This window comes from Streptomyces sp. SUK 48 (assembly GCF_009650765.1).
Classification (GTDB): domain Bacteria; phylum Actinomycetota; class Actinomycetes; order Streptomycetales; family Streptomycetaceae; genus Streptomyces.
In genome coordinates this window covers 2,988,134-3,008,351 of record NZ_CP045740.1, presented here as the reverse complement: position 1 = coordinate 3,008,351, position 20,218 = coordinate 2,988,134, and the positions used below count along the sequence as shown (strand labels likewise).

Here is a 20,218-nt window from a genome sequence, read left to right as displayed (position 1 = left end):
TCGGCGTTGCGGACGTGCGGCACGATGGGGGCATGGCTGAGATGAGCGAGCACCCCGGGGAGCGGGCCGCGCAGGACCCCGTCAAGCTGATCGGCGTCAGGGAGAGCGCGCTCTCGGTGGACGAGGTGTTCCGGGCGGTCGGGGACGACGCGGCCGGCGGCATCGCGCTGTTCGTGGGGACGGTGCGCAACCACGACGGGGGCGCCGACGTGGACGCGCTCGGCTACTCCTGCCACCCCAGTGCCGAGGCCGAGATGCGGCGGATCGCCGAGAAGGTCGCCGCGAACCACCCGGTGCGGGCCCTGGCCGCCGTGCACCGGGTCGGCGAGCTGCGCGTGGGGGACATCGCGGTGGTCGTCGCCGTGGCGTGCCCGCACCGCGCGGAGGCGTTCGAGGCGTGCCGGAAGCTGATCGACGACATCAAGCACGAGGTGCCGATCTGGAAGCACCAGACGTTCTCGGACGGCACCGAGGAATGGGTCGGGGCCTGCTGAGAACCGACGGGCGGCCCGCCGAAGTGAGCGGGCGGCCCGCCGAAGCAAGCGAGCGGCCCGCCGGAGCGAGCGGGAGGCCCGCCGAAAACGGGCGGGAGCTACCGAAACAGGGCGAAGCGCTGCGCCGAACCGGTCACTCCCGGCCCATCACCGCCTCCGGTTGCGTAACCGCCCCCCGCACGTGAGCGTTGTCAGTGCGGATGGTTAATCTGCTGATCAGTCCGTTGCGGACGCTCACGGCGTAGGGAGGTCGGCATGGGCGCGCTTGTCTGGCTGCTGATTCCGCTTATGGGTGCGGTCGGCGGCGGGCTGTGGGGCAGTTGGGCCAACCGGACGCGCAGGGCGCGCAGCGACGGGCCCGAGCTGGACGGATACGCCCGGTTCCGCGAGGCGATGGAGCGGTCCCGCACGGGCGCGGACGGCGCCTGACGGGGGTACCTGACAGTGCGCCGACAGGTGTGTCACGTACTGTCGGGGCATGCCACGCCGCACCGCGACGATGCTCGCCTCCACCCTGATGCTGATCGCGCTCCTGTGCGCCGGAGTGCTCATCCCCGTGCCGTACGCGGAGATGTCCCCCGGCCCGACCGTGAACACGCTCGGGAACCACCAGGGCGAGCCGGTGCTCCAGATCTCCGGGCGCAAGACGTACCCGGCGGACGGTCACCTGAACATGACCACCGTGCGCGTGACCAGCGTGGACTTCCGGATGAACCTGGTGGAGGCCGTCTACGGCTGGCTGTCGCGCGACAGCAAGGTCGTGCCGCACGACACGCTCTACCCGAAGGGCACGACGGAGGAGCAGTCCTCGCAGCAGAACGCCGAGGAGTTCAGCCAGTCCCAGGAGAGCGCCAAGGTCGCCGCCCTGAAGCAGCTGAACGTCCCGGTGAAGTCCTGGGTGATCGTCTCCACCGTGGTCAAGGACTCCCCGGCCGAGGGCCGGCTGCACGCCGGTGACGTGATCAAGGCCGTCGACGGCCACACGGTCGGGCAGCCCTCGGACGTCGCCAAGTTCGTCACCAAGCACAAGGCGGGCCAGAAGGTGGTCTTCACCGTCGTCCCCGCCAAGGAGCAGGCCGCCGCCGAGAAGGCCCACAAGACGGCCACCGGGACCCAGAGCGTCGCGATCACCACGGCCGCCTCCGACGACAGCGGGCCCCAGCGGGCCATCGTCGGGATCTCGGCCGGGACCGATCACACGTTTCCGTTCAGCATCGACATCAAGCTCGCCGACGTCGGCGGCCCCAGCGCCGGTCTGATGTTCGCGCTCGGCATCTACGACAAGCTCACCCCGGGCGACCTGACCGGCGGCAAGTTCGTGGCCGGCACCGGAACCATCGACGACAACGGCACGGTCGGGCCGATCGGCGGCGTCGACATGAAGACCGTCGGCGCGCGCGACAAGGGCGCCCAGTACTTCCTGACGCCCGCCGACAACTGCGCCGAGGCCGCCGCGGACAAGCCCGGCGGGCTCACCCTGGTCAAGGTGAAGACGATCAAGGACGCCCTGGGCGCGCTCAAGGACATCCGCGACGGGAACACCGCGGCCCTGCCGCAGTGCACCGCCAAGGGCTGAGACCCCGCGCGCTGTGACATGACATGACCGGGGGCGCCCGCTCCGACGAGGGGCGCCCCCGGCGCGGTGACCAGCGGTGACCAGTGGTGACAAGCGATGACAAGGAGCGGGGGCGCCCCCGGCGGTCAAGGCCGGCGGCGCCCCCGCTGTCGTACGGGAGGGTCAGTCGGCGAACGTCGCCGACAAGGCGTCCGCGAGGCCCGGGACCAGGTCCGGGCCGGTCAGGACCTCGGTCGGGGTGTCCTTCTCGCGCAGCCGCAGCGCCGAGTCGCGGGTGCCGTCGCGCAGCACCGCCACCGTCATCCGGACCTCCTGGCGCTCGGGGTGGCCGGCCACCCACTTGGCCAGCTTGGCCTCGCTGAGGTTCTTCGGGACCTGCGCCTCGGCGGACGGCGGCAGCATCAGCCGCTCCACCGTGAGCGCGCAGCCGGCCACCGCGTCGGGCCAGGCGATGGTGGCGAGGAACTCGTCGAGCGGCTTGCCGGACGCGATCTCGTCCTGCTCGATCGGGGTGAGACCGACGGTCTCGGACTCGCCCTCGAGGCCCAGCTGGGCCGCGAGCGCGGGTTCCTGGCTGCGCAGCCGAGCGGTGTCTACGAGGGCGAAGAGGCGAGCGGGCTGGTCCCAGCCGAGGCCGGAGGCGTACTCGTCGATCTCGAGTACGGCCCGGGTGAGCGGGTTCGCTGCCATGGGAGTGTTGGACATGGTCACAATCCTGCCTCGTTCCCCACCGGAATCGGGAACCGAGCAGGGGATGAGTAAGTTGCATATGTGTCGGCCCGCGATCACGGGGGGCCACCGGGGCCCGCGGAGCACGGGGGCCCGATGGATCGAGAGCGAATTTCGAGGGGCGCACCTTGGCTTTCCAGATGCCGGACCGCGGCCAGGGCCCAGCGGGGCCACGGACGGGGGCGGGCCGACCATCCCGGCGGGTCAGGGTCCTGCTCCTGACGCTGGGCGTGCTCGCCGTCCTCGGTATGACATTCAGCATGTTCGCCGGCTTCTGGACGAACTGGCTGTGGTACCGGTCGGTGCACTACTCGTCCGTGTTCACCACCACACTGTGGACCAAGATCGGGCTGTTCTTCGTCTTCGGTCTGCTGGCGGCGGTCATGGTCGGCCTCAACATCTGGCTGGCCCACCGGCTGCGGCCCCCGCTGAGCGCCATGTCCATGGAGCAGCAGAGCCTGGACCGCTACCGGATGGGCCTCGCGCCGTACAAGACCTGGCTGCTGGTCGGCGTCTGCGCCCTGGTCGGGCTGATCGCGGGCGCCTCGGCGGCCGGCCAGTGGCGCACCTGGCTGATGTGGGTGAACGGAGTCCCCTTCCACCAGAAGGACCCCAAGTTCCACCTCGACATCTCCTTCTACGCCTTCGAGCTGCCCTGGTTCCGGTTCCTGCTGGCCTTCGGCTTCGCCGCCGTCATCCTGTGCCTGATCGCCGCCGCCTTCACGCACTACCTGTACGGCGGCTTGCGCCTGACCAGCCCCGGCGCGCGTGCCACCGCCGCCGCGACCAGCCACCTCTCGGTGCTGCTCGGCCTGTTCGTCGCCCTCAAGGCGGTCGCCTACTGGCTGGACCGGTACGGCCTGGCGGTGAAGTCCAGCGACTTCAAGTCGACCGGTGACTGGACCGGCCTGCGCTATGTCGACGCCAACGCCTATCTGCCGGCCAAGACGATCCTGTTCTGCATCGCCGTCATCTGTGCCCTGCTGTTCTTCGCCACCCTGTGGCGGCGCACCTGGCAGCTGCCCGTCATCGGCTTCGGCCTGATGGTCCTGTCGGCGATCCTGATCGGCGGGCTCTACCCGGCGATCGTGCAGAAGTTCCAGGTCGAGCCCAACGAGCAGGCCAAGGAAGCCCCGTACGTACAGAAGAACCTCACGGCGACCCGCGAGGCGTACGGCATCGACGACGCCAAGGTCTCCTCGTACGACGGCAAGTCCACCGCCACGGACGACACGAAGCTGCGCGCGGACGCGAACGACGCGGCGAGCATCCGGATCATGGATCCGAACATCGTCTCGCCCACGTTCGAGCAGGCGCAGGAGATGAAGGACTACTACAGCTTTCCCGCCAACCTGGACGTCGACCGCTATCCCACCAAGGACGGCAAGCTCCAGGACACCGTCATAGGTCTGCGCGAGCTGAACCTGAACGGCGTCCCGAAGCACAACTGGATCAACGACCACTTCCGTTACACGCACGGCTACGGCGTGGTCGCCGCCAAGGGCACCGAGGCCGACGACGGCCAGCCCGTCTTCACCGAGTACGACCTGCCCTCCAAGGGCGATCTGGGCACCTACGAGCAGCGGGTCTACTACGGCGAGAAGACCACCACCTACTCCATCGTCGGCGGCCCCCAGAAGGAGATCGACCACCCCACCGACAACAACGGCGAGGTGACCACCAGCTATGCGGGCAAGAGCGGGGTGAACCTCGACAACCCGCTCAACCGGGCCGCGTACGCGATGGCGTTCAACGAGCCGCAGATCCTGTACTCGGGCGCGATCGGCAAGGGCTCGCGCATCCTGTACAACCGCACGCCCAAGGAGCGCGTCGAGGCGGTCGCCCCCTGGCTGACCATCGACGGCGACGCCTACCCGGCCGTCGTCAAGGGCCGCATCCAGTGGATCGTCGACGGCTACACGACGTCGAACGGCTACCCGTACTCCTCCCGTACGACCCTCGGCGACACCACGGCCGACTCGCTGACCGCCGGCAGCGACAACCGCAGCGTGGTGGCCCCGCAGAACCAGGTCAACTACATCCGCAACTCGGTGAAGGCGACCGTCGACGCGTACACCGGCGAGGTCAAGCTGTACCAGTGGGACACCCAGGACCCGGTGCTGAAGACCTGGATGAAGGCGTTTCCCGGCACGGTGCTGCCGAAGAGCGCGATCTCCCCGGCGCTGCTGTCCCATCTCCGGTATCCCCAGGACCTGTTCAAGGTCCAGCGCGAGCTGCTCACCCGCTACCACGTGACGGACCCGCAGACCTTCCTCACCGGCAGCGAGGTGTGGCAGGTGCCCGACGACCCGACCAACAAGTCGGGCGACGCGGTACCGCCGTACTACCTGAGCATGAAGATGCCCGGCCAGAGCAAGCAAGCGTTCTCGCTGTCGACGACGTTCACGCCGACCGGCCGGGACAATCTCAGCGCCTTCATGTCGGTCGACTCCGAGGCGGACAGCAGCGACTACGGCAAGATCAGAATCCTGAAACTGCCGACCAGTACGACGGTCGACGGGCCCAAGCAGGTCCAGAGCCAGTTCAACTCCGAACAGGACGTCGCCGCCGCGATCAAGTACCTCAAGGGCGGGGACTCGGCGGTGGAGTACGGCAATCTGCTGACCGTGCCGCTGGACGGCGGACTGCTCTACGTGGAGCCGGTCTACGTACGCGGCGGGGGACTGAAGTACCCGTTGCAGCGCAAGGTGCTGGTCACCTATGGGGACCGGCCGCCGGCCTTCGAGAACACCCTCGGCGAGGCGCTGGACAAGCTCTTCGGCACCAGCTCCGCCGCGGCCGGACCACCGGACGGCGGCTCCAAGGCGCCGCCCGCGGCGAGCGATCCGGGCGTCCAGCAGGACCTGGCCGACGCCCAGAAGGCGTTCGACGCCGGGCAGCGGGCGCTGAAGCAGTCCGGCGGACCCGACTGGGACGCGTACGCGAAGGCGCAGAAGGACCTCAAGGCGGCGCTGGAGCGGGCCCGGGACGCGCAGCGGCAGCAGAAGCAGGACCAGTCGCAGCAGCCGCGGCGAAAAGGCTGATCAGCACCGTCCCGCGCCGTGATACGGTTGGCTCACAACGGCGCGGGGTGGAGCAGCTCGGTAGCTCGCTGGGCTCATAACCCAGAGGTCGCAGGTTCAAATCCTGTCCCCGCTACTGAAAACGAAGGCCCGGATCCTCTAAGGATCCGGGCCTTCGTGATGTGTGAACCCGATGGCGTGTGTGAACTCGCCGTGTGTGAACACAAGTTGGGGAGAGACCCGCCGCCGCGCCGCCGTGTGGAGTCGGGTGCCGTGTGTTTGACTTGTCGTCCTGTGGGCATGTCGACAAAACGCTGAAGTGACCTCACGGGGTGGGGTATACCGGGTGTACCCAGGTTGCGGGTGGTGCGACGATGGACGTTATGGGGGACAAGGCAACTCTGTTCGAGTCAGGGCGATTTGTACAGACTTTCGGTGAGGGGCCGGTCCGCGACGAGGTGGGCGACATGGCCGAAGCCGCCGACGAGGTTCGCCTCGCGCTCGCCGCGCGCAGCGGTGACGCGGAGGCCGCCAGCGTCCTCGGCGCCATGCTGCTGCGCCGCGGCGACCTCGACGGCGCCGAGACCCATCTGCGGGCCGCCACCGCGGCCGGTGACCGGGCCGCCGCCAACAACCTCGGTGTCCTGCTGCACCAGCGGGGATACGGCGAGGAGGCCGCCGGCTGGTGGCGCATCGCCGCCGTCGCCGGTTCCGCCGCCGCCGCGCACGCGCTCGGCCGCTACCACCGCGAACGCGGGGACGAACCCGCCGCCGAGTACTGGCTGCGCCAGTCCGCCGAGCAGGGCCATGTCCTCGGCGCCTACGCGCTCGCCGATCTGCTGGAGCACCGCGGGGACGCGGCGGCCGGGCACTGGATGCGGCTCGCGGCCGAGCGCGGGCACCGGGAGGCGGCGTACCGGATAGCGCGCGCGCTCGACCGGGAGGCCGAGGACCGGGGCGAGAGCGGGGGTGACAACGCTGTCGCGGAGGCCGAGCAGTGGTACCGGCAGGCCGCCGCGCGCGGGCACCGGCGGGCCGCCCTGCACCTCGGGGCGATCCTGGAGCAGCGCGGCGAGCTGAAGGAGGCCGGGCGCTGGTACCTGACCTCCGCCAAGGACGGCGAACCCCGTGCCGCCTGCGCCCTCGGCTTCCTGCTGCGGGACGCCGGGGACACCGAGAGCGCGGCCGTCTGGTGGCTGCGCGCCGCCCAGGAGGGCGACGGCAACGCGGCCAACGCGCTCGGCGCGCTGCACGCCGAGCGGGGCGAGACCCAGACCGCCGAGCGCTGGTACCGGGCGGCACTGGACGCGGGGGACGACAACGGCGCGTACAACCTCGGGCTGCTCTGCGCCGAGCAGGGGCGCACCGCGCAGGCCGAGCAGTGGTACCGGCGCGCCGCCTACGCCGGGCACCGGGAGGCCGCGAACGCGCTGGCCATCCTGCTGCTCCAGGTCGGCGACACCTCCGGCGCGGAGCCGTGGTTCTCCAAGGCGGCCGAGGCGGGCAGCGTGGACGCGGCCTTCAACCTCGGCATCCTGTACGCCGGGCGCGGCGAGGTGACGATGGCGCTGCGCTGGTACGAGCGGGCGGCCTCGGCCGGGCACACCGAGGCCGCGCTCCAGGTCGGCATGGCCCGGCTGCGCGAGCGTGACGAGCAGGCGGCCGAGCGGCATCTGCGCTGCGCCGCGGGCGGCGGCAGCGCGGAGGCGGCGTACCGGCTGGCCGCCCTGCTGGACGCCCGCCGCCCGCCCCGGCCCGCGCACGAACTGGGGGAGAGCGCGCACGAGAAGGCCGAGTGCGAGGAGTGGTACGAGCGGGCGGCGCAGCAGGGCCACCGCCGGGCGCAGGTGCGGGTCGGCATGCTCGCCTCCGCGCGCGGCGACGTGGTCGAGGCGGCGCGCTGGTACCGGGCGGCGGCCGAGGCGGGGTCGCGCAACGGCGCGTTCAACCTCGGGCTGCTGCTGGCCCGTGAGGGCAGCGAGCCGGAGGCCGTGGTGTGGTGGACGCGCGCGGCGAACGACGGGCACGGCCGCGCCGCCCTGCGCCTCGCCCTGGTCTGCGCCCGCCGCGGCGATCTGGACGAGGGGCAGCGCTGGGCGACGCGCGCGGCGGAGCTGGGCCCCGCGGAGGTCACCGAGCGGGCGGGCCGGCTGCGGGACGCGCTGCGCGAGGAGCTGTCGGCGTGAGGACCCCGGCGGAGGCGGCCCCGGCGGAAGTGGCGCTGGTCACTCGGGGTGGAATGGATTTGCCTTCGCCGGCTCCCCCGCGTAATGTCGTGTTCACCGACGCGGGGTGGAGCAGCTCGGTAGCTCGCTGGGCTCATAACCCAGAGGTCGCAGGTTCAAATCCTGTCCCCGCTACTGAAGGCCGAGGGCCGGAATCCAGAAATGGGTTCCGGCCCTCGGTCGTATGCGGCAGTCGTATGCGACGTGCTCGGGGCAGGGTACGAAAAAGGAGGGGGCCGGTGGCCCCCTCCGTCACGTCGTGATCGCTACGGCGTCACGCGCCCGCGCACTCCGGGCACAGTCCCCGGTACGTCACCTCGACGTCCGACACCGTGAAGCCGAAGCGCTCGGTGGCGGGGAGGTCCGCCAGCGGGTTGCCCGTGGGGTGGACGTCGCGGATCGCGCCGCAGCGGGCGCAGACCAGGTGGTGGTGCGGCTGGTGCGCGTTCGGGTCGTACCGCTTGGCGCGCCTGTCCGTCGAGACTTCCAGCACCTCGCCGAGGGTGACCAGCTCGCCCAGCGTGTTGTAGACGGTCGCCCGGGAGATCTCCGGCAGCTTCGCGACAGCCCGTGCGTGGACCTCGTCGGCCGTCATATGGACGTGCTCGCCGTCGAGGACCTCGGCCACCACGCGTCGCTGCGCGGTCATCCGCCATCCGCGTCCGCGCAGTCGTTCCAGAAGGTCGCTCATGGCTATCAGCCTAACAGCAAGGAGGACCAGGACGGGAATAGGTGTGAGATTGGAATCTTATTTGACTTGGACTTAGTCCAATGTAGGATCGGGAACGGCTTTGGCCAAGGGACAGGCTTGGCCGGCGTAGACCGCAGGAGGCGCACGTGACGCAGGGACCGCTCACCACGGAGGCCGGTGCTCCGGTCGGCGACAACCAGAACAGCGAGACGGCGGGCGTCGGCGGCCCGGTGCTGGTCCAGGACCAGCTGCTGCTGGAGAAGCTGGCCCACTTCAACCGTGAGCGCATCCCGGAGCGGGTCGTGCACGCCCGCGGCGCCGGCGCCTACGGCACCTTCTCGGTGACCGCGGACGTCACGCCGTACACCAGGGCCGCCTTCCTCTCCGAGGCCGGCAAGGAGACCGAGGTCTTCCTGCGCTTCTCGACGGTGGCCGGCAACCTGGGCGCGGCGGACGCGGTCCGCGACCCGCGCGGTTTCGCGGTGAAGTTCTACACCGAGGAGGGCAACTACGACCTCGTCGGCAACAACACCCCGGTCTTCTTCATCCGGGACGCGATCAAGTTCCCCGACTTCATCCACACCCAGAAGCGCGACCCCTACACGGGCAGCCAGGAGGCCGACAACGTGTGGGACTTCTGGGGGCTGTCGCCGGAGGCGACCCACCAGGTGACCTGGCTGTTCGGCGACCGCGGCATCCCCGCGTCGTACCGGCACATGGACGGCTTCGGCTCGCACACCTTCCAGTGGAACAACGAGGCGGGCGAGGTCTTCTGGGTCAAGTACCACTTCAAGACCGACCAGGGCATCAAGAACCTCACCGCCGGCGAGGCGGCGGTGCTCGCGGGTACGGACCCCGACTCCCACCAGCGCGACCTGCGCGAGTCGATCGAGCGGGGCCGGTTCCCGAGCTGGACCGTGGGCGTGCAGATCATGCCGGCGGCGGACGCGGCGTCGTACCGTTTCAACCCGTTCGACCTGACCAAGGTGTGGCCGCACGCGGACTACCCGGTCATCGAGATCGGCAGGCTGGAGCTGAACCGCAATCCGCGGAACGTCTTCGCCGAGGTCGAGCAGTCGGTCTTCAGCCCCTCGCACTTCGTGCCGGGCATCGGCCCCTCGCCGGACAAGATGCTCCAGGGCCGGCTCTTCGCGTACGGCGACGCGCACCGCTACCGCGTCGGCGTCAACGCCGACCACCTGCCGGTCAACCGCCCGCACGCCACCGAGGCCCGCACGCACTCCCGTGACGGCTCCCTCTACGACGGCCGGCACGGCGGCGCCAAGAACTACGAGCCCAACAGCTTCGGCGGGCCCGCGCAGACCGGCCGGGCGCTGTGGCAGCCGTTCGACGGCTTCGGCGGGGGCACCGGCGACCACCCGACCCCGCGGCACGCCGAGGACGACGACTTCGTGCAGGCCGGTGACCTGTACCGGCTGATGTCGGAGCAGGAGAAGGAGCGGCTGATCGCCAACCTCGCCGGGTCGATCTCCCAGGTCTCGCGCGAGGACATCGCGGAGCGCGCGATCGCCAACTTCGCGGCCGCGGACGCCGACTTCGGCAAGCGCCTGGAGGCGGCGGTGCGGGCCCTGCGCGACTGAGACGGCGGCATCCGTCCGCCGGGCGGGCCGGATCCCCGGTGCTCGGGGTCCGGCCCGTTCGTCGCGTCCGGGACGTCGCGCGCCGGGGGTCGGGCGGACTCAGGAGCCCGCCCGGGCCAGCGCGGCGCTCTCGCGGGCCGGGGACCAGCAGCGGATGATGTCCCGGACCGAGACGATCCCGGCCACCTCGCCCCGGTCGAGGACGATCAGGTGCCGGAAGCCGCCGTGCGCCATGGCGCGAGCGGCCTCCTCCAGGGTCCAGGTCGGCGCCGCGAAGACGACGTCGGTCGTGGTGTGGGCATGGGCGCGCTCGGTGTCGGGGTTCTGCCCGAGACCGACGGAGTTGAGGATGTCGCGCTCGGTGAGGATGCCGATGCCGCCGGCGTCCGGATCGAAGACCACGGCGGCGCCGATGCGCCGGGCGGACATCAATGTGGCTGCTTCACGGAGGGTGTGGGCGGGGCCGAGGGTGAGGATCACCGTGCTCATGGCGTCGCGGACCAGCATGGGTGGGGCCACCTCCTGGGGATCCGGGGACCTTGTCCCCGGATTCACAAATTCACAAGTGGGGGTGACTTCAGAGTCTCAGGTCAAGGCCGGGGCAACAAGAGGGCGCGCGTGGTCCGCCGGGGGCGTGCGCAAGCGTCCCGCCTGCCTCACTGGCGCCGGTTGAGATACCCCAGCAACTCGTCGTGCAGCAGACCGTTGGACGCCGCCGCGTTGCCGCTGTGCGGTCCCGGGCGGCCGTCGAGCCCGGTGAAGGTGCCGCCGGCCTCGGTGACGACGATGGCGGGGGCGGCCATGTCCCACAGCGACAGCTCCGGCTCCGCGCAGATGTCCACGGAGCCCTCGGCGACCATCATGTAGGGCCAGAAGTCGCCGTACGCGCGGGTGCGCCACACCTGGCGGCCGAGGTCGAGGAAGCCGTCGAGACGGTCCTGCTCCTCCCAGCCGGACAGGGACGAGTAGGCGAAGGAGGCGTCCGCGAGGGTGTTGACGCCGGAGACGTGGATGCGGCCCGCGGAGGTCAGATTGCGGCCGGTGAAGGCGCCGTGGCCCTTCGCGGCCCACCAGCGGCGGCTGAGCGCGGGGGCGGACACGAGGCCCACGACCGGGTGGTAGCCCCCCTCGCCGGCCTCCATCAGCGAGATCAGCGTGGCCCACACCGGGACACCGCGCACGTAGTTCTTGGTGCCGTCGATCGGGTCGATCACCCAGCGCCGGGGGCCGCTGCCCTCGGCGCCGTACTCCTCGCCGAGGACCGAGTCTCTGGGGCGGGCGCGCTGGAGCTGGCCGCGGATGAGCTCCTCGGCCGCCTTGTCCGCTTCGCTCACCGGCGTCATGTCCGGCTTCGTCTCCACCTTCAGGTCCAGGGCCTTGAAGCGGTCCATGGTGATGGCGTCGGCCGCGTCCGCGAGGACATGGGCGAGACGGAGGTCGTCAAGGTAGTCCGGCATGTACGCCACGCTATCGGCTCGGCGGGCACGGGAGCCACCGGGGGCGTGCGCGTGTCGGACCGGGCGGCGCGGCGCCCGAGGGGGCGCGGGCGGGGCCGGCGGTCGCGCCCCCGCTCCCGGCGGGAGACCCCTTGACGTCATCCGAAAGTCCGTCAAATCTGGGCGGAACGCCGTTGACTCCAGGGAGACGACGATGGCCGCTGCCCGGGAATCCTTGCTGGAGGCCGCTTCCGCGGCGCTGGCGCGCCGGCCGTGGCCGACGGTGCGCATGGTGGAGGTGGCCGCGGCGGCGGGCGTGTCCCGGCAGACCCTGTACAACGAGTTCGGCGGCAAGGACGGCCTCGCCCGGGCGCTGGTACGGCGGGCGGCCGACGGCTATCTCGCCGGTGTGGAGCGCGCCCTCGCGGTCGGCGGCGGCGACTGGGAGCGGCTCACCGCCGTCGCCGAGTGGACGGTGAGCGCGGCTCAGGACGACGCGCTGGTACGGGCGTTGCTCACCGGCTGCTGGAGCGCGCGGCTGCCCGCGCCGCCCCGGGACCCCTCCCCGGTACCGGCGCAGCGCCGACCGGAACCGCCGCTCCCCTCGCCCCCCGAACTCGTCGGGCTGGTCCGCGACCGCGCCGTCACCGCGCTGTCCGGCCCCGGCACGGGCCCCACCGCCACCGTCGAACTCGCCCGCTCCTGCGAACTGGTCGTCCGCCTCGCCCTCTCCTGCGCCGCGGCACCGCCGGGGGAGGGCGGGGTGGCCGCGCTGATCAGGCCACTCGAACCCCGCGCGGCGCTCTGACCGGCGGCCGGGCCGCGCCCCGCACAGCCGGTCCTAGTGGCTCGACCCCGACAGCTGAAGGCCGATGATCCCCACGATCACGAAGCCGATCGAGACGAGCTTCAGGGTGGAGACCACGTCGCCCAGGAAGACCATGCCGTAGACCGCCGTGCCGGTCGCGCCGATGCCGGTCCAGACGGCGTACGCGGGGCCGACGTCGAGCTTGCGCAGGGAGAGGGTCAGCAGGCCGAAGCTGCCGAGGGCGAAGGAGGCGAAGGCGATGGTCGGCCACAGGCGGGTGAAGCCGTGGGAGAGCTTGAGGCACACGGCGAAGCCGGTCTCCAGCATTCCGGCGACGATGACCAGCAGCCACGCCATGCGCTGTCCTCCCGTTGATCCGGATCTCCGGCCCGGTGCGATTATGCACGTGCCGCACCGTGGGCCGGGCGACAACGCGAAGGTCAGTCGCCTTCCGTGCGCTCCCGCGTGGCCAGCAGCCGCCGCAGCGAGTACAGCCGCGCCGGGTCCGCGTGCCCCGCCTCCACCCACGCGTCCAGCGCGCAGTCCGGCTCGTCGTGGCTGCACGCGCGCGGGCAGTCCGCCGTACCGGGTTGCAGGTCGGGGAAGGCGTTGATGACCCGGGACGGATCGATGTGCGCCAGGCCGAACGACCGGACGCCCGGAGTGTCGATCACCCAGCCGTCGTCGCCCGCCAGCGGCAGCGCCAGCGCCGAGGTGGTGGTGTGCCGGCCGCGCCCCGTCACCGCGTTGACATGCCCCGTCGAACGCCGCCGCTCCGGTGGCACCAGCGCGTTCACCAGGGTCGTCTTGCCCACGCCGGAGTGCCCCACGAACGCGGTGATCCGCCCGTCGAGGAACTCCCGCACCCGGTCCGCCGCGTCCCCGTTCTCCAGTTCCTCGCGGCTGGTGACCACGTACGGGATGTCCAGATCGCCGTACAGCTCCAGGATTTTGTCCGGCGGGGCCAGGTCCGACTTGGTCATCACCAGCAGGGGTTCGAGCCCCCCGTCGTACGCCGCGACCAGGCAGCGGTCGATCAGCCGGGGCCGCGGTTCGGGGTCGGCGAGGGCGGTGACGATCGCGAGCTGGTCGGCATTGGCGACCACCACGCGCTCGTAGGGATCGTCGTCGTCCGCCGTGCGCCGCAGCACCGAGGCCCGCTCCTGGATGCGCACGATCCGCGCGAGCGTGTCCTTCGCGCCGGACAGATCGCCGACCAGCATGACCCGGTCCCCGACCACCGCCGCCTTGCGGCCCAGCTCCCGCGCCTTCATCGCCATCACCACCCGGTCCTCCACCAGGCAGGTCAGCCGCCCCCGGTCCACGGTCAGGACCAGCCCCTCGGCCGCGTCCTCGTGCTTGGGCCGGATGTTCGTCCGCGGCCGGTTGCCCTTGCGGTTGGGGCGGGTGCGGATGTCGTCCTCGTCGGTGTGCTTGCCGTAGCGGCGCATGGCGTGTCCCTACTGCCCGAGCATCCCGGTCCACAGCTCGGGGAAGTCCGGCAGGGTCTTGGCCGTCGTCCCGATGTTCTCGATGCGTACGTCCTCGACCGCCAGGCCGATGATCGCGCCGGCGGTCGCCATGCGGTGGTCCTCGTAGGTGTGGAAGGTGCCGCCGTGCAGAGTGCGCGGGCGGATGTGCAGACCGTCGGCCGTCTCCGTGACGTCGCCGCCGAGTTCGTTGATCTCCTTGGTGAGCGCGGCGAGCCGGTCCGTCTCGTGCAGCCGCAGATGGGCCACCCCGCGCAGCGTCGAGGGGAGTCGGCGAGCGCGGCGACGGCCGCGATGCCCGGGGTCAGCTCGCCGACGTCGCCGAGGTCGACGTCGATGCCGTGGATCGCGCCGGAGCCGGTGAACACCAGCCCGGACTCGGTGAGTTCGCAGGAGCCGCCCATCTCCGTGAAGATCTCGCGCAGCCGGTCACCCGGCTGGGTGGTGCGCTCCGGCCAGTCCGGGATCACCACCTTGCCGCCGGTCACCAGCGCCGCCGCCAGGAAGGGCTGCGCGTTGGAGAGGTCCGGCTCGATCGTCAGGTCCCGGCCCAGCAGCGCGCCCGGCGTCACCCGCCATACGTTCGGCTCGCCGCCCGACTCCGGGGTGTCCACCTGGGCGCCGACCGCGCGCAGCATGTCCACCGTCATCCGGATGTGCGGCACGGACGGCAGGCTCGTACCGGTGTGCCGGACCTCGACGCCCTGGTTGAAGCGGGGGCCCGAGAGCAGCAGCGCGGAGACGAACTGCGAGGAGGACGACGCGTCGATCGACACCGGGCCGCCGTCCAGCGCCCCGCCGCCGTGCACGGTCAGCGGCAGCGCGCCCCGGCCGTCGTCGTCGATCCGCGCGCCCAGCCGGCGCAGCGCGTCGATCACGCCGTGCAGCGGACGCTCGTACGACCGCGGGTCGCCGTCGAACCGGATGGGGCCGTCGGCCAGCGCGGCCACCGGCGGCAGGAAGCGCATCACGGTCCCCGCGTTGCCGACGTCCACCGTGGCCGGGCCGCGCAGGCCGGTCGGCAGCACCCGCCATGCCTCGCCGGTGCCGTCCGGGCCGCCCGCGACGGAGGAGCTGGACGACACCGTCTCCTCGATCTCCACGCCCATGGCCCGGAGGGCCTCCGCCATCAGCAGGGTGTCCCGGGAGCGCAGCGGGCGGCGCAGCCAGCCGGGCTCGGAGGCGAGGGCGGCCAGCACCAGGGCGCGGTTGGTGACCGATTTGGACCCCGGCACATGGACGGTGGCGTCGACGGCGCCGCTCGCGTGCGGAGCGGGCCAGAGGGCGGAGGAGGCGGTGTTCGGGGCCATGGGCCCACTTTATAAGGAGGGCGGGGCCGCAACCTTCCGGCAACCGCCCCGCGGTCCGGGACGAACGGCCCGTGGACCCCGGCGGCCGGGTGTCCTCAGACCTCCAGCAGCCACCGCCCGCCGCCGATCAGCGAGCACAGGCACACGGCGTAAAACAGGAACAGCCACAGAGCCGCCGGGACATGCGTCAGCCGGGACAGCTGGTCCGCGTCCGAGTCGCCGGCCTCGCCCCGGCGCCGCTTGCGCTGGAGCTCGAACGGCGGTCGTACGCCCCCGAACAGCAGGAACCACACCACCGCGTACGCGAACGCCGCCTGCACCTGCGGTCCCGCGAGCCACGACACCAGCAGGAAGGCCCCGCCCGCGAGCACCACGGTGAGCACGCCGTACGCGTTGCGGATCATCACCAGCATCACCGCGAGCAGCGCCGTGGCCGCCCACAGCAGCAGCGTGATGCGGCCCGCGGCGAGCAGGGCCGCGCCGCCGAGGCCGAGCAGCGAGGGCGCGATGTAGCCCGCGGCGGCGGTGAGGATCATGCCGAGCCCGTACGGCTTGCCCCGGCTCACCGTGAGCCCGCTGGTGTCGGAGTGCAGCCGGATACCGGTGAGCTGCCGGCCGGTGAGCAGGGCGACCAGCCCGTGGCCGCCCTCGTGCGCGATGGTGATCGCGTTGCGCGACACCCGCCACAGCGGATGCGGTACGACCACCGCCAGCGCGGCGGCGAGGGTGGCGAGCACCACCCACAGATCGGGGTCGGGCTGGATACCGGTGAGCCGGTCCCAGAGGCCGGACGGCGCGAGGGCGGCGAGGCTGTTCATGTGTCCGAGTGGCTCCCTGGTGGCGGGCGGAGTCTGGCAGTGTGGCACGTATGTGCGGACGGTATGCAGCCAGTCGTGGGCCCGAGGACCTCGCCAGAACCTTCGGGATCGAGCGGTGGGAACCCGAGGAGACCCTGGAGCCGGACTACAACGTGGCCCCCACCAAAGAGGTCCACGTCGTGCTCGACCGTCCCTTGAAAGACGCGGACTCCCCGCGTCCGGTTCGCCAGCTGCGCACGCTCAGGTGGGGACTGGTGCCCTCCTGGTCCACATCCCCCGAGGGCGGCGCCCGGATGATCAACGCCCGCGCGGAGACCGTGCACGAGAAGCCGTCCTACCGCCGCGCCTTCGCCGCCCGCCGCTGCGTCGTGCCCGCCGACGGCTACTACGAGTGGGTGACCGGGAAGGAGGAGCGGGACCTGGAGGTCGAGGGCCGCAAGAAGCGGCCCCGCAAGCAGCCGTACTTCGTGCTGCCCGCCGACGGCTCGGTGTTCGCGATGGCCGGCCTGTACGAGTTCTGGCGCGACCGCACCCTGCCCGACGACCACCCCCGGGCATGGTGGGTCACCTGCTCCGTGATCACCACGGAGGCCGAGCGGACCCCGCTGGCCGTCGCCCCCGCCGACGGGCCGCGCTCGCTCGCCGACATCCACCCCCGGATGCCGCTGATGCTCACCCCGGACCGCTGGGACGCCTGGCTCGACCCCTCCCGCACCGACCCGGACGAGCTGCGCGCCCTGCTCGCCCCGCCCCCGCCCGGCCTGATGCGCGCCTACCCGGTCGCCACCGCCGTCAGCAACGTCCGCAACAACGGCCCCGAACTGCTGAAGGAGCTGGAGGCCCCCGAAGAGGGCACACTCTTCTAGCCTTCTCGCGTGATCGAGATTGTCGAGACCGACGCCGGAACCGCCCGCATCACCTGGCACCGGGCCACGGACCCCCGCGCCGTCCTCGCGCTGAGCCACGGCGCGGGCGGCGGGATCGAGGCGCGCGACCTCCAGGCGCTCGCCGGGGCGCTGCCCGGGCACGGGGTGAGCGTGGCCCTCGTCGAACAGCCCTGGCGGGTCGCGGGCAAGAAGGTGGCGCCCGCCCCGAAGACGCTGGACACCGGATGGCGCGGGGTCTGGCCCGCGCTGGCCGGCATGGAGCTGCCGGTGCTCTCCGGCGGCCGCAGCGCCGGCGCCCGCGTCGCCTGCCGCACGGCCCGCGAACTGGGCGCCCGCGCCGTCCTCGCCCTGAGCTTCCCGCTGCACCCGCCGGGCAGGCCCGAGAAGTCCCGCGCGGACGAACTCCTCGGCACCGGTGTGCCCACCCTCGTGGTGCAGGGCGGCAACGACCCCTTCGGCAAGCCCGCCGAGTTCCCCGAGGGCGGCTTCCGGATGGTCGAGGTGCCGTACGGGGATCACGGCTTCGCGGTCCCCAAGCGCGCCGGGATCGGCCAGGAACGGGCCCTGGAAGTCATCACCGACGCCGTCGTGGAGTGGACCTCGTCACTCGCGTGACCCCCGGGAATGCTGCGCGCCGCAGCGCTGTTGTGACGCACAGGAGTGCTGAGGTCTCGGCACCGACGTCGTGGGAAGGGAAGTCCGCCGCATGGGTTCGACCATCTGCCCGGCCCGCCAGACCGGCGCTGAGCTGGACTGGACGGTGCTCCACGCGCCGAAGACCACCTCAATTCGAGGGCGGCGGGTACGGGTCGTGTTCTATCCTCCGAATCGAGTGGGACCACTCCCGGTCCCGCCCGGGATCTTGAGGAGGTGGGTCCGGTCACAGGGACCGACGCGGGGACCGACAACGGCCGGGCGGAAGAGCCCGAGGGCCGGGGCACGAGCGCGGCGGCGTCCGCCGAGTCGGCCGCGGAGCGCAGCGCGCGCTTCGAGCGGGACGCGCTCGAATTCCTCGACCAGATGTACTCGGCCGCCCTGCGCATGACGCGCAACCCGGCCGACGCCGAGGACCTCGTGCAGGAGACGTACGCCAAGGCATACGCCTCCTTCCACCAGTTCCGCGAGGGCACCAACCTCAAGGCGTGGCTGTACCGGATTCTCACCAACACCTTCATCAACTCGTACCGCAAGAAGCAGCGTGAGCCCCAGCGCTCCGCCGCCGAGGAGATCGAGGACTGGCAGCTCGCCCGAGCCGAGTCGCACATGTCGACGGGGCTGCGCTCCGCCGAGTCGCAGGCCCTCGACCATCTGCCCGACTCGGATGTGAAGGAAGCGCTCCAGGCGATCCCCGAGGAGTTCCGCATCGCCGTGTATCTCGCGGATGTGGAGGGGTTTGCCTACAAGGAGATCGCGGACATCATGGGGACACCCATCGGTACGGTGATGTCCCGGCTGCACCGGGGCCGCCGTCAACTGCGCGGCATGCTCGAGGACTACGCCCGTGAGCGCGGGCTGGTCCCGGCGGGCGCCGGAGAGTCGGACGAAGCGAAAGGCTCGGGCTCATGAGCTGCGGAGAGCCGCACGAGACGGACTGCGGTGAGGTCCTGGACCATCTGTACGAGTTCCTCGACAGCGAGATGCCGGACGTCGACCGCGACAAGTTCCGGCACCACTTCGAGGAGTGCTCGCCGTGCCTGGAGAAGTACGGCCTGGAAGAGGCCGTGAAGAAGCTGGTCAAGCGCTGCTGCGGGCATGACGACGTGCCCGCGGACCTGCGCGCCAAGGTCATGGGACGACTGGACCTGATCCGCTCCGGACAGCCCGCGCCCGACCACGACATCACCACCACGGCCGGCGACGTCACCTCCACGGCCCAGGACAACTGAGCCCACGCGCCGCACGCGCCCCGCACCTCCCCGTCGGGCCCGCCCGGCTCCGCCGTCGGCACGGGCGAGACGTACGGCACTGTCTGATCCCGCCCGCACCTGGGTAACCCATGGGTAATGAGCGCCGTTCCCACCGCACGTGGTTGGATGCGAGGGAGAGGGCGCCTGGGGGCACAAGCCAGCCCACTGTGCGGAACTGGAACTGGCAGGCGGGAATCGTGAGGATCTTCGGCAAGGTACGGCACCGGCCCTCCGCCTCCTGGCGGCAGGCCACCGACCGCGCGTTCACGCTCATCGGCGACGGCCGGTACGAGGACGCGGGCGAACTGCTGACCCGCGCCGCCGACCTGGAACCCTGGCTGTCGGAGTCCTGGTTCAACCTCGCGCTGCTGCACAAGTTCCGGCACGACTGGGAGCAGGCCCGCGCCGCCGGACTGCGCGCCGTCGCCCTGCTCGACCGCGAGACCGGCGCCCCCGACTGGTGGAACGTGGGCATCGCCGCGACTGCCCTCCAGGACTGGCCGCTGGCCCGCCGCGCCTGGCAGGCGTACGGCCTGAAGGTGCCCGGGGGCGCGACCGCCGCCGGGGAACCCCTCGGCATGGAGCTGGGCAGCGCGGCCGTACGGCTTTCCCCGGAGGGCGAGGCCGAGGTGGTGTGGGGCCGCCGGCTGGACCCCGCGCGCATCGAGGTGCTGTCCATCCCGCTGCCCTCCTCGGGGCGGCGCTGGGGCGAGGTCGTCCTGCACGACGGGGTCCCGCACGGGGAGCGCACCACGTCCGCCGGGCACAGCTACCCCGTCTTCGACGAGATCGAGCTGTGGGCGCCCTCGCCCGTGCCCACCTGGGTGGTCCTCCTGGAGGCGGCCACCGAGGCGGACCGGGACGCGCTGGAGCAGCTGGCCGCGGACGCCGGGTTCGCGGCGGAGGACTGGTCGTCCTCGGTGCGGCTGCTGTGCCGGATGTGCAGCGAGTCCCGGATGCCGTCCGACGAGGGCGAGGGGGAGCACCTGGACCCCCACGACCACAGCGAACCCGGCCACCCGGGCCCCCTGGGCCACCGCACGGACGGGCAGCTGTGGGTGCCGGAGCGGGAGTGCGGGGTGGCCGCGCCGCCCTCGCTGGTGCGGGGGCTGCTGGACGGATGGGTCGCCGACAGCCCGGATTCGCGGGACTGGCGGGATCTGGAAGAGGTTTGCTGAGCAGCGGGTGACCGGCCCCTTTAGGCTGTACACGCAGAATTTTCC

General features: G+C 71.7%; 19 protein-coding genes, 2 tRNA genes and 1 pseudogene. 14 read left to right on the top strand and 8 right to left on the bottom strand.

The features are described 5' to 3' along the window. Positions 1-32 precede the first annotated feature (32 nt). The 3 genes from GHR20_RS12685 (at position 33) to GHR20_RS12680 (ending at position 2,070) form a co-directional block, all read left to right on the top strand. Positions 33-494 carry a molybdenum cofactor biosynthesis protein MoaE gene (locus GHR20_RS12685; protein ID WP_111584777.1) on the top strand — a complete coding sequence of 154 codons (462 nt, stop codon included), beginning with the start codon at positions 33-35 and terminating at the stop codon, positions 492-494. 255 nt (positions 495-749) lie between these two features. Beyond that, positions 750-923, top strand: coding sequence for a hypothetical protein (locus GHR20_RS36780; protein ID WP_167532281.1), 174 nt, complete (start codon positions 750-752; stop codon positions 921-923). Between the two features lie 49 nt (positions 924-972). Then, positions 973-2,070, top strand: coding sequence for a PDZ domain-containing protein (locus tag GHR20_RS12680; protein ID WP_194858876.1), 1,098 nt, complete (start codon positions 973-975; stop codon positions 2,068-2,070). Positions 2,071-2,232: 162 nt separating this feature from the next. Here GHR20_RS12680 and GHR20_RS12675 read toward each other — a convergent pair whose 3' ends face one another. Further along, the gene (locus GHR20_RS12675; RefSeq protein ID WP_111584775.1) at positions 2,233-2,775 is read right to left on the bottom strand and encodes a PPA1309 family protein; all 543 of its coding nucleotides are present in this window, start codon (positions 2,773-2,775) and stop codon (positions 2,233-2,235) included. Positions 2,776-2,939: 164 nt separating this feature from the next. On the opposite strand from GHR20_RS12675, the gene GHR20_RS12670 reads away from it, so the two are divergent. The 4 genes from GHR20_RS12670 to GHR20_RS12655 all read left to right on the top strand — a co-directional run bounded on the left by GHR20_RS12670 (position 2,940) and on the right by GHR20_RS12655 (position 8,182). Further along, a complete protein-coding gene (locus tag GHR20_RS12670) occupies positions 2,940-5,843 on the top strand; it encodes a UPF0182 family protein (RefSeq protein WP_194859117.1) in 2,904 nt (967 codons plus the stop codon). 41 nt (positions 5,844-5,884) lie between these two features. After that, positions 5,885-5,958 (top strand) — tRNA-Met (locus tag GHR20_RS12665). Between the two features lie 238 nt (positions 5,959-6,196). Continuing rightward, positions 6,197-8,008 (top strand): tetratricopeptide repeat protein, encoded by a 1,812-nt coding sequence (locus GHR20_RS12660; RefSeq protein WP_187279421.1) that lies wholly within the window; start codon positions 6,197-6,199, stop codon positions 8,006-8,008. Between the two features lie 100 nt (positions 8,009-8,108). After that, positions 8,109-8,182 (top strand) — tRNA-Met (locus GHR20_RS12655). Between the two features lie 139 nt (positions 8,183-8,321). Here the strand turns inward: GHR20_RS12655 and GHR20_RS12650 are convergent. Next, positions 8,322-8,738, bottom strand: coding sequence for a Fur family transcriptional regulator (locus GHR20_RS12650; protein WP_111584773.1), 417 nt, complete (start codon positions 8,736-8,738; stop codon positions 8,322-8,324). A gap of 146 nt (positions 8,739-8,884) precedes the next feature. Here GHR20_RS12650 and GHR20_RS12645 point away from each other — a divergent pair, with 146 nt between their 5' ends. Beyond that, positions 8,885-10,339, top strand: coding sequence for a catalase (locus GHR20_RS12645; protein WP_153813223.1), 1,455 nt, complete (start codon positions 8,885-8,887; stop codon positions 10,337-10,339). Between the two features lie 99 nt (positions 10,340-10,438). On the opposite strand, the gene GHR20_RS12640 is transcribed toward GHR20_RS12645, so the two are convergent. Further along, positions 10,439-10,846 carry a CBS domain-containing protein gene (locus tag GHR20_RS12640; protein ID WP_111584771.1) on the bottom strand — a complete coding sequence of 136 codons (408 nt, stop codon included), beginning with the start codon at positions 10,844-10,846 and terminating at the stop codon, positions 10,439-10,441. Positions 10,847-10,995: 149 nt separating this feature from the next. Next, positions 10,996-11,796 (bottom strand): histidinol-phosphatase, encoded by an 801-nt coding sequence (hisN, locus tag GHR20_RS12635; protein WP_111584864.1) that lies wholly within the window; start codon positions 11,794-11,796, stop codon positions 10,996-10,998. A gap of 193 nt (positions 11,797-11,989) precedes the next feature. Between hisN and GHR20_RS12630 the strand changes: the two genes are divergently transcribed. Next, positions 11,990-12,583 carry a TetR/AcrR family transcriptional regulator gene (locus GHR20_RS12630; protein ID WP_153813222.1) on the top strand — a complete coding sequence of 198 codons (594 nt, stop codon included), beginning with the start codon at positions 11,990-11,992 and terminating at the stop codon, positions 12,581-12,583. A gap of 33 nt (positions 12,584-12,616) precedes the next feature. Here GHR20_RS12630 and GHR20_RS12625 read toward each other — a convergent pair whose 3' ends face one another. The 4 genes and pseudogenes from GHR20_RS12625 to GHR20_RS12610 form a co-directional block, all read right to left on the bottom strand. After that, positions 12,617-12,940 (bottom strand): multidrug efflux SMR transporter, encoded by a 324-nt coding sequence (locus tag GHR20_RS12625; RefSeq protein WP_111584769.1) that lies wholly within the window; start codon positions 12,938-12,940, stop codon positions 12,617-12,619. 83 nt (positions 12,941-13,023) lie between these two features. Then, positions 13,024-14,034 (bottom strand): ribosome small subunit-dependent GTPase A, encoded by a 1,011-nt coding sequence (rsgA, locus tag GHR20_RS12620; protein WP_153813221.1) that lies wholly within the window; start codon positions 14,032-14,034, stop codon positions 13,024-13,026. A gap of 9 nt (positions 14,035-14,043) precedes the next feature. Next, positions 14,044-15,383 (bottom strand): annotated as a pseudogene (gene aroA / locus GHR20_RS12615) (3-phosphoshikimate 1-carboxyvinyltransferase). A 95-nt stretch (positions 15,384-15,478) separates the two neighbouring features. Next, positions 15,479-16,201, bottom strand: coding sequence for a M50 family metallopeptidase (locus tag GHR20_RS12610; RefSeq protein WP_111584766.1), 723 nt, complete (start codon positions 16,199-16,201; stop codon positions 15,479-15,481). Positions 16,202-16,251: 50 nt separating this feature from the next. Here GHR20_RS12610 and GHR20_RS12605 point away from each other — a divergent pair, with 50 nt between their 5' ends. The 5 genes from GHR20_RS12605 (at position 16,252) to GHR20_RS12585 (ending at position 20,173) form a co-directional block, all read left to right on the top strand. Beyond that, positions 16,252-17,067: an SOS response-associated peptidase gene (locus tag GHR20_RS12605; RefSeq protein ID WP_153813220.1), complete on the top strand. Its 816-nt coding sequence runs from the start codon at positions 16,252-16,254 to the stop codon at positions 17,065-17,067. 9 nt (positions 17,068-17,076) lie between these two features. Beyond that, complete coding sequence (locus GHR20_RS12600) at positions 17,077-17,703, top strand: alpha/beta family hydrolase (RefSeq protein WP_153813219.1); 627 nt, start codon at positions 17,077-17,079, stop codon at positions 17,701-17,703. 255 nt (positions 17,704-17,958) lie between these two features. Continuing rightward, on the top strand, positions 17,959-18,654 hold the full coding sequence (gene sigR / locus GHR20_RS12595; RefSeq protein WP_153813218.1) for an RNA polymerase sigma factor SigR: 696 nt from the start codon (positions 17,959-17,961) through the stop codon (positions 18,652-18,654). Further along, complete coding sequence (gene rsrA / locus GHR20_RS12590; RefSeq protein WP_111584762.1) at positions 18,651-18,974, top strand: mycothiol system anti-sigma-R factor; 324 nt, start codon at positions 18,651-18,653, stop codon at positions 18,972-18,974. Before sigR ends, rsrA begins: the two co-directional genes overlap by 4 nt. A gap of 218 nt (positions 18,975-19,192) precedes the next feature. Continuing rightward, on the top strand, positions 19,193-20,173 hold the full coding sequence (locus GHR20_RS12585) for a hypothetical protein (RefSeq protein ID WP_111584863.1): 981 nt from the start codon (positions 19,193-19,195) through the stop codon (positions 20,171-20,173). The last annotated feature ends 45 nt before the right edge of the window (positions 20,174-20,218 follow it).

Coding starts and splice junctions, on each gene's coding strand:
- GHR20_RS12685 (WP_111584777.1), top strand. CDS start 33: ATGGCTGAGATGAGCGAGCACCCCGGGGAGCGGGCCGCGCAGGACCCC.
- GHR20_RS36780 (WP_167532281.1), top strand. CDS start 750: ATGGGCGCGCTTGTCTGGCTGCTGATTCCGCTTATGGGTGCGGTCGGC.
- GHR20_RS12680 (WP_194858876.1), top strand. CDS start 973: ATGCCACGCCGCACCGCGACGATGCTCGCCTCCACCCTGATGCTGATC.
- GHR20_RS12675 (WP_111584775.1), bottom strand. CDS start 2,775: ATGTCCAACACTCCCATGGCAGCGAACCCGCTCACCCGGGCCGTACTC.
- GHR20_RS12670 (WP_194859117.1), top strand. CDS start 2,940: ATGCCGGACCGCGGCCAGGGCCCAGCGGGGCCACGGACGGGGGCGGGC.
- GHR20_RS12660 (WP_187279421.1), top strand. CDS start 6,197: ATGGACGTTATGGGGGACAAGGCAACTCTGTTCGAGTCAGGGCGATTT.
- GHR20_RS12650 (WP_111584773.1), bottom strand. CDS start 8,738: ATGAGCGACCTTCTGGAACGACTGCGCGGACGCGGATGGCGGATGACC.
- GHR20_RS12640 (WP_111584771.1), bottom strand. CDS start 10,846: ATGCTGGTCCGCGACGCCATGAGCACGGTGATCCTCACCCTCGGCCCC.
- hisN (WP_111584864.1), bottom strand. CDS start 11,796: ATGCCGGACTACCTTGACGACCTCCGTCTCGCCCATGTCCTCGCGGAC.
- GHR20_RS12630 (WP_153813222.1), top strand. CDS start 11,990: ATGGCCGCTGCCCGGGAATCCTTGCTGGAGGCCGCTTCCGCGGCGCTG.
- GHR20_RS12625 (WP_111584769.1), bottom strand. CDS start 12,940: ATGGCGTGGCTGCTGGTCATCGTCGCCGGAATGCTGGAGACCGGCTTC.
- rsgA (WP_153813221.1), bottom strand. CDS start 14,034: ATGCGCCGCTACGGCAAGCACACCGACGAGGACGACATCCGCACCCGC.
- GHR20_RS12610 (WP_111584766.1), bottom strand. CDS start 16,201: ATGAACAGCCTCGCCGCCCTCGCGCCGTCCGGCCTCTGGGACCGGCTC.
- GHR20_RS12605 (WP_153813220.1), top strand. CDS start 16,252: ATGTGCGGACGGTATGCAGCCAGTCGTGGGCCCGAGGACCTCGCCAGA.
- rsrA (WP_111584762.1), top strand. CDS start 18,651: ATGAGCTGCGGAGAGCCGCACGAGACGGACTGCGGTGAGGTCCTGGAC.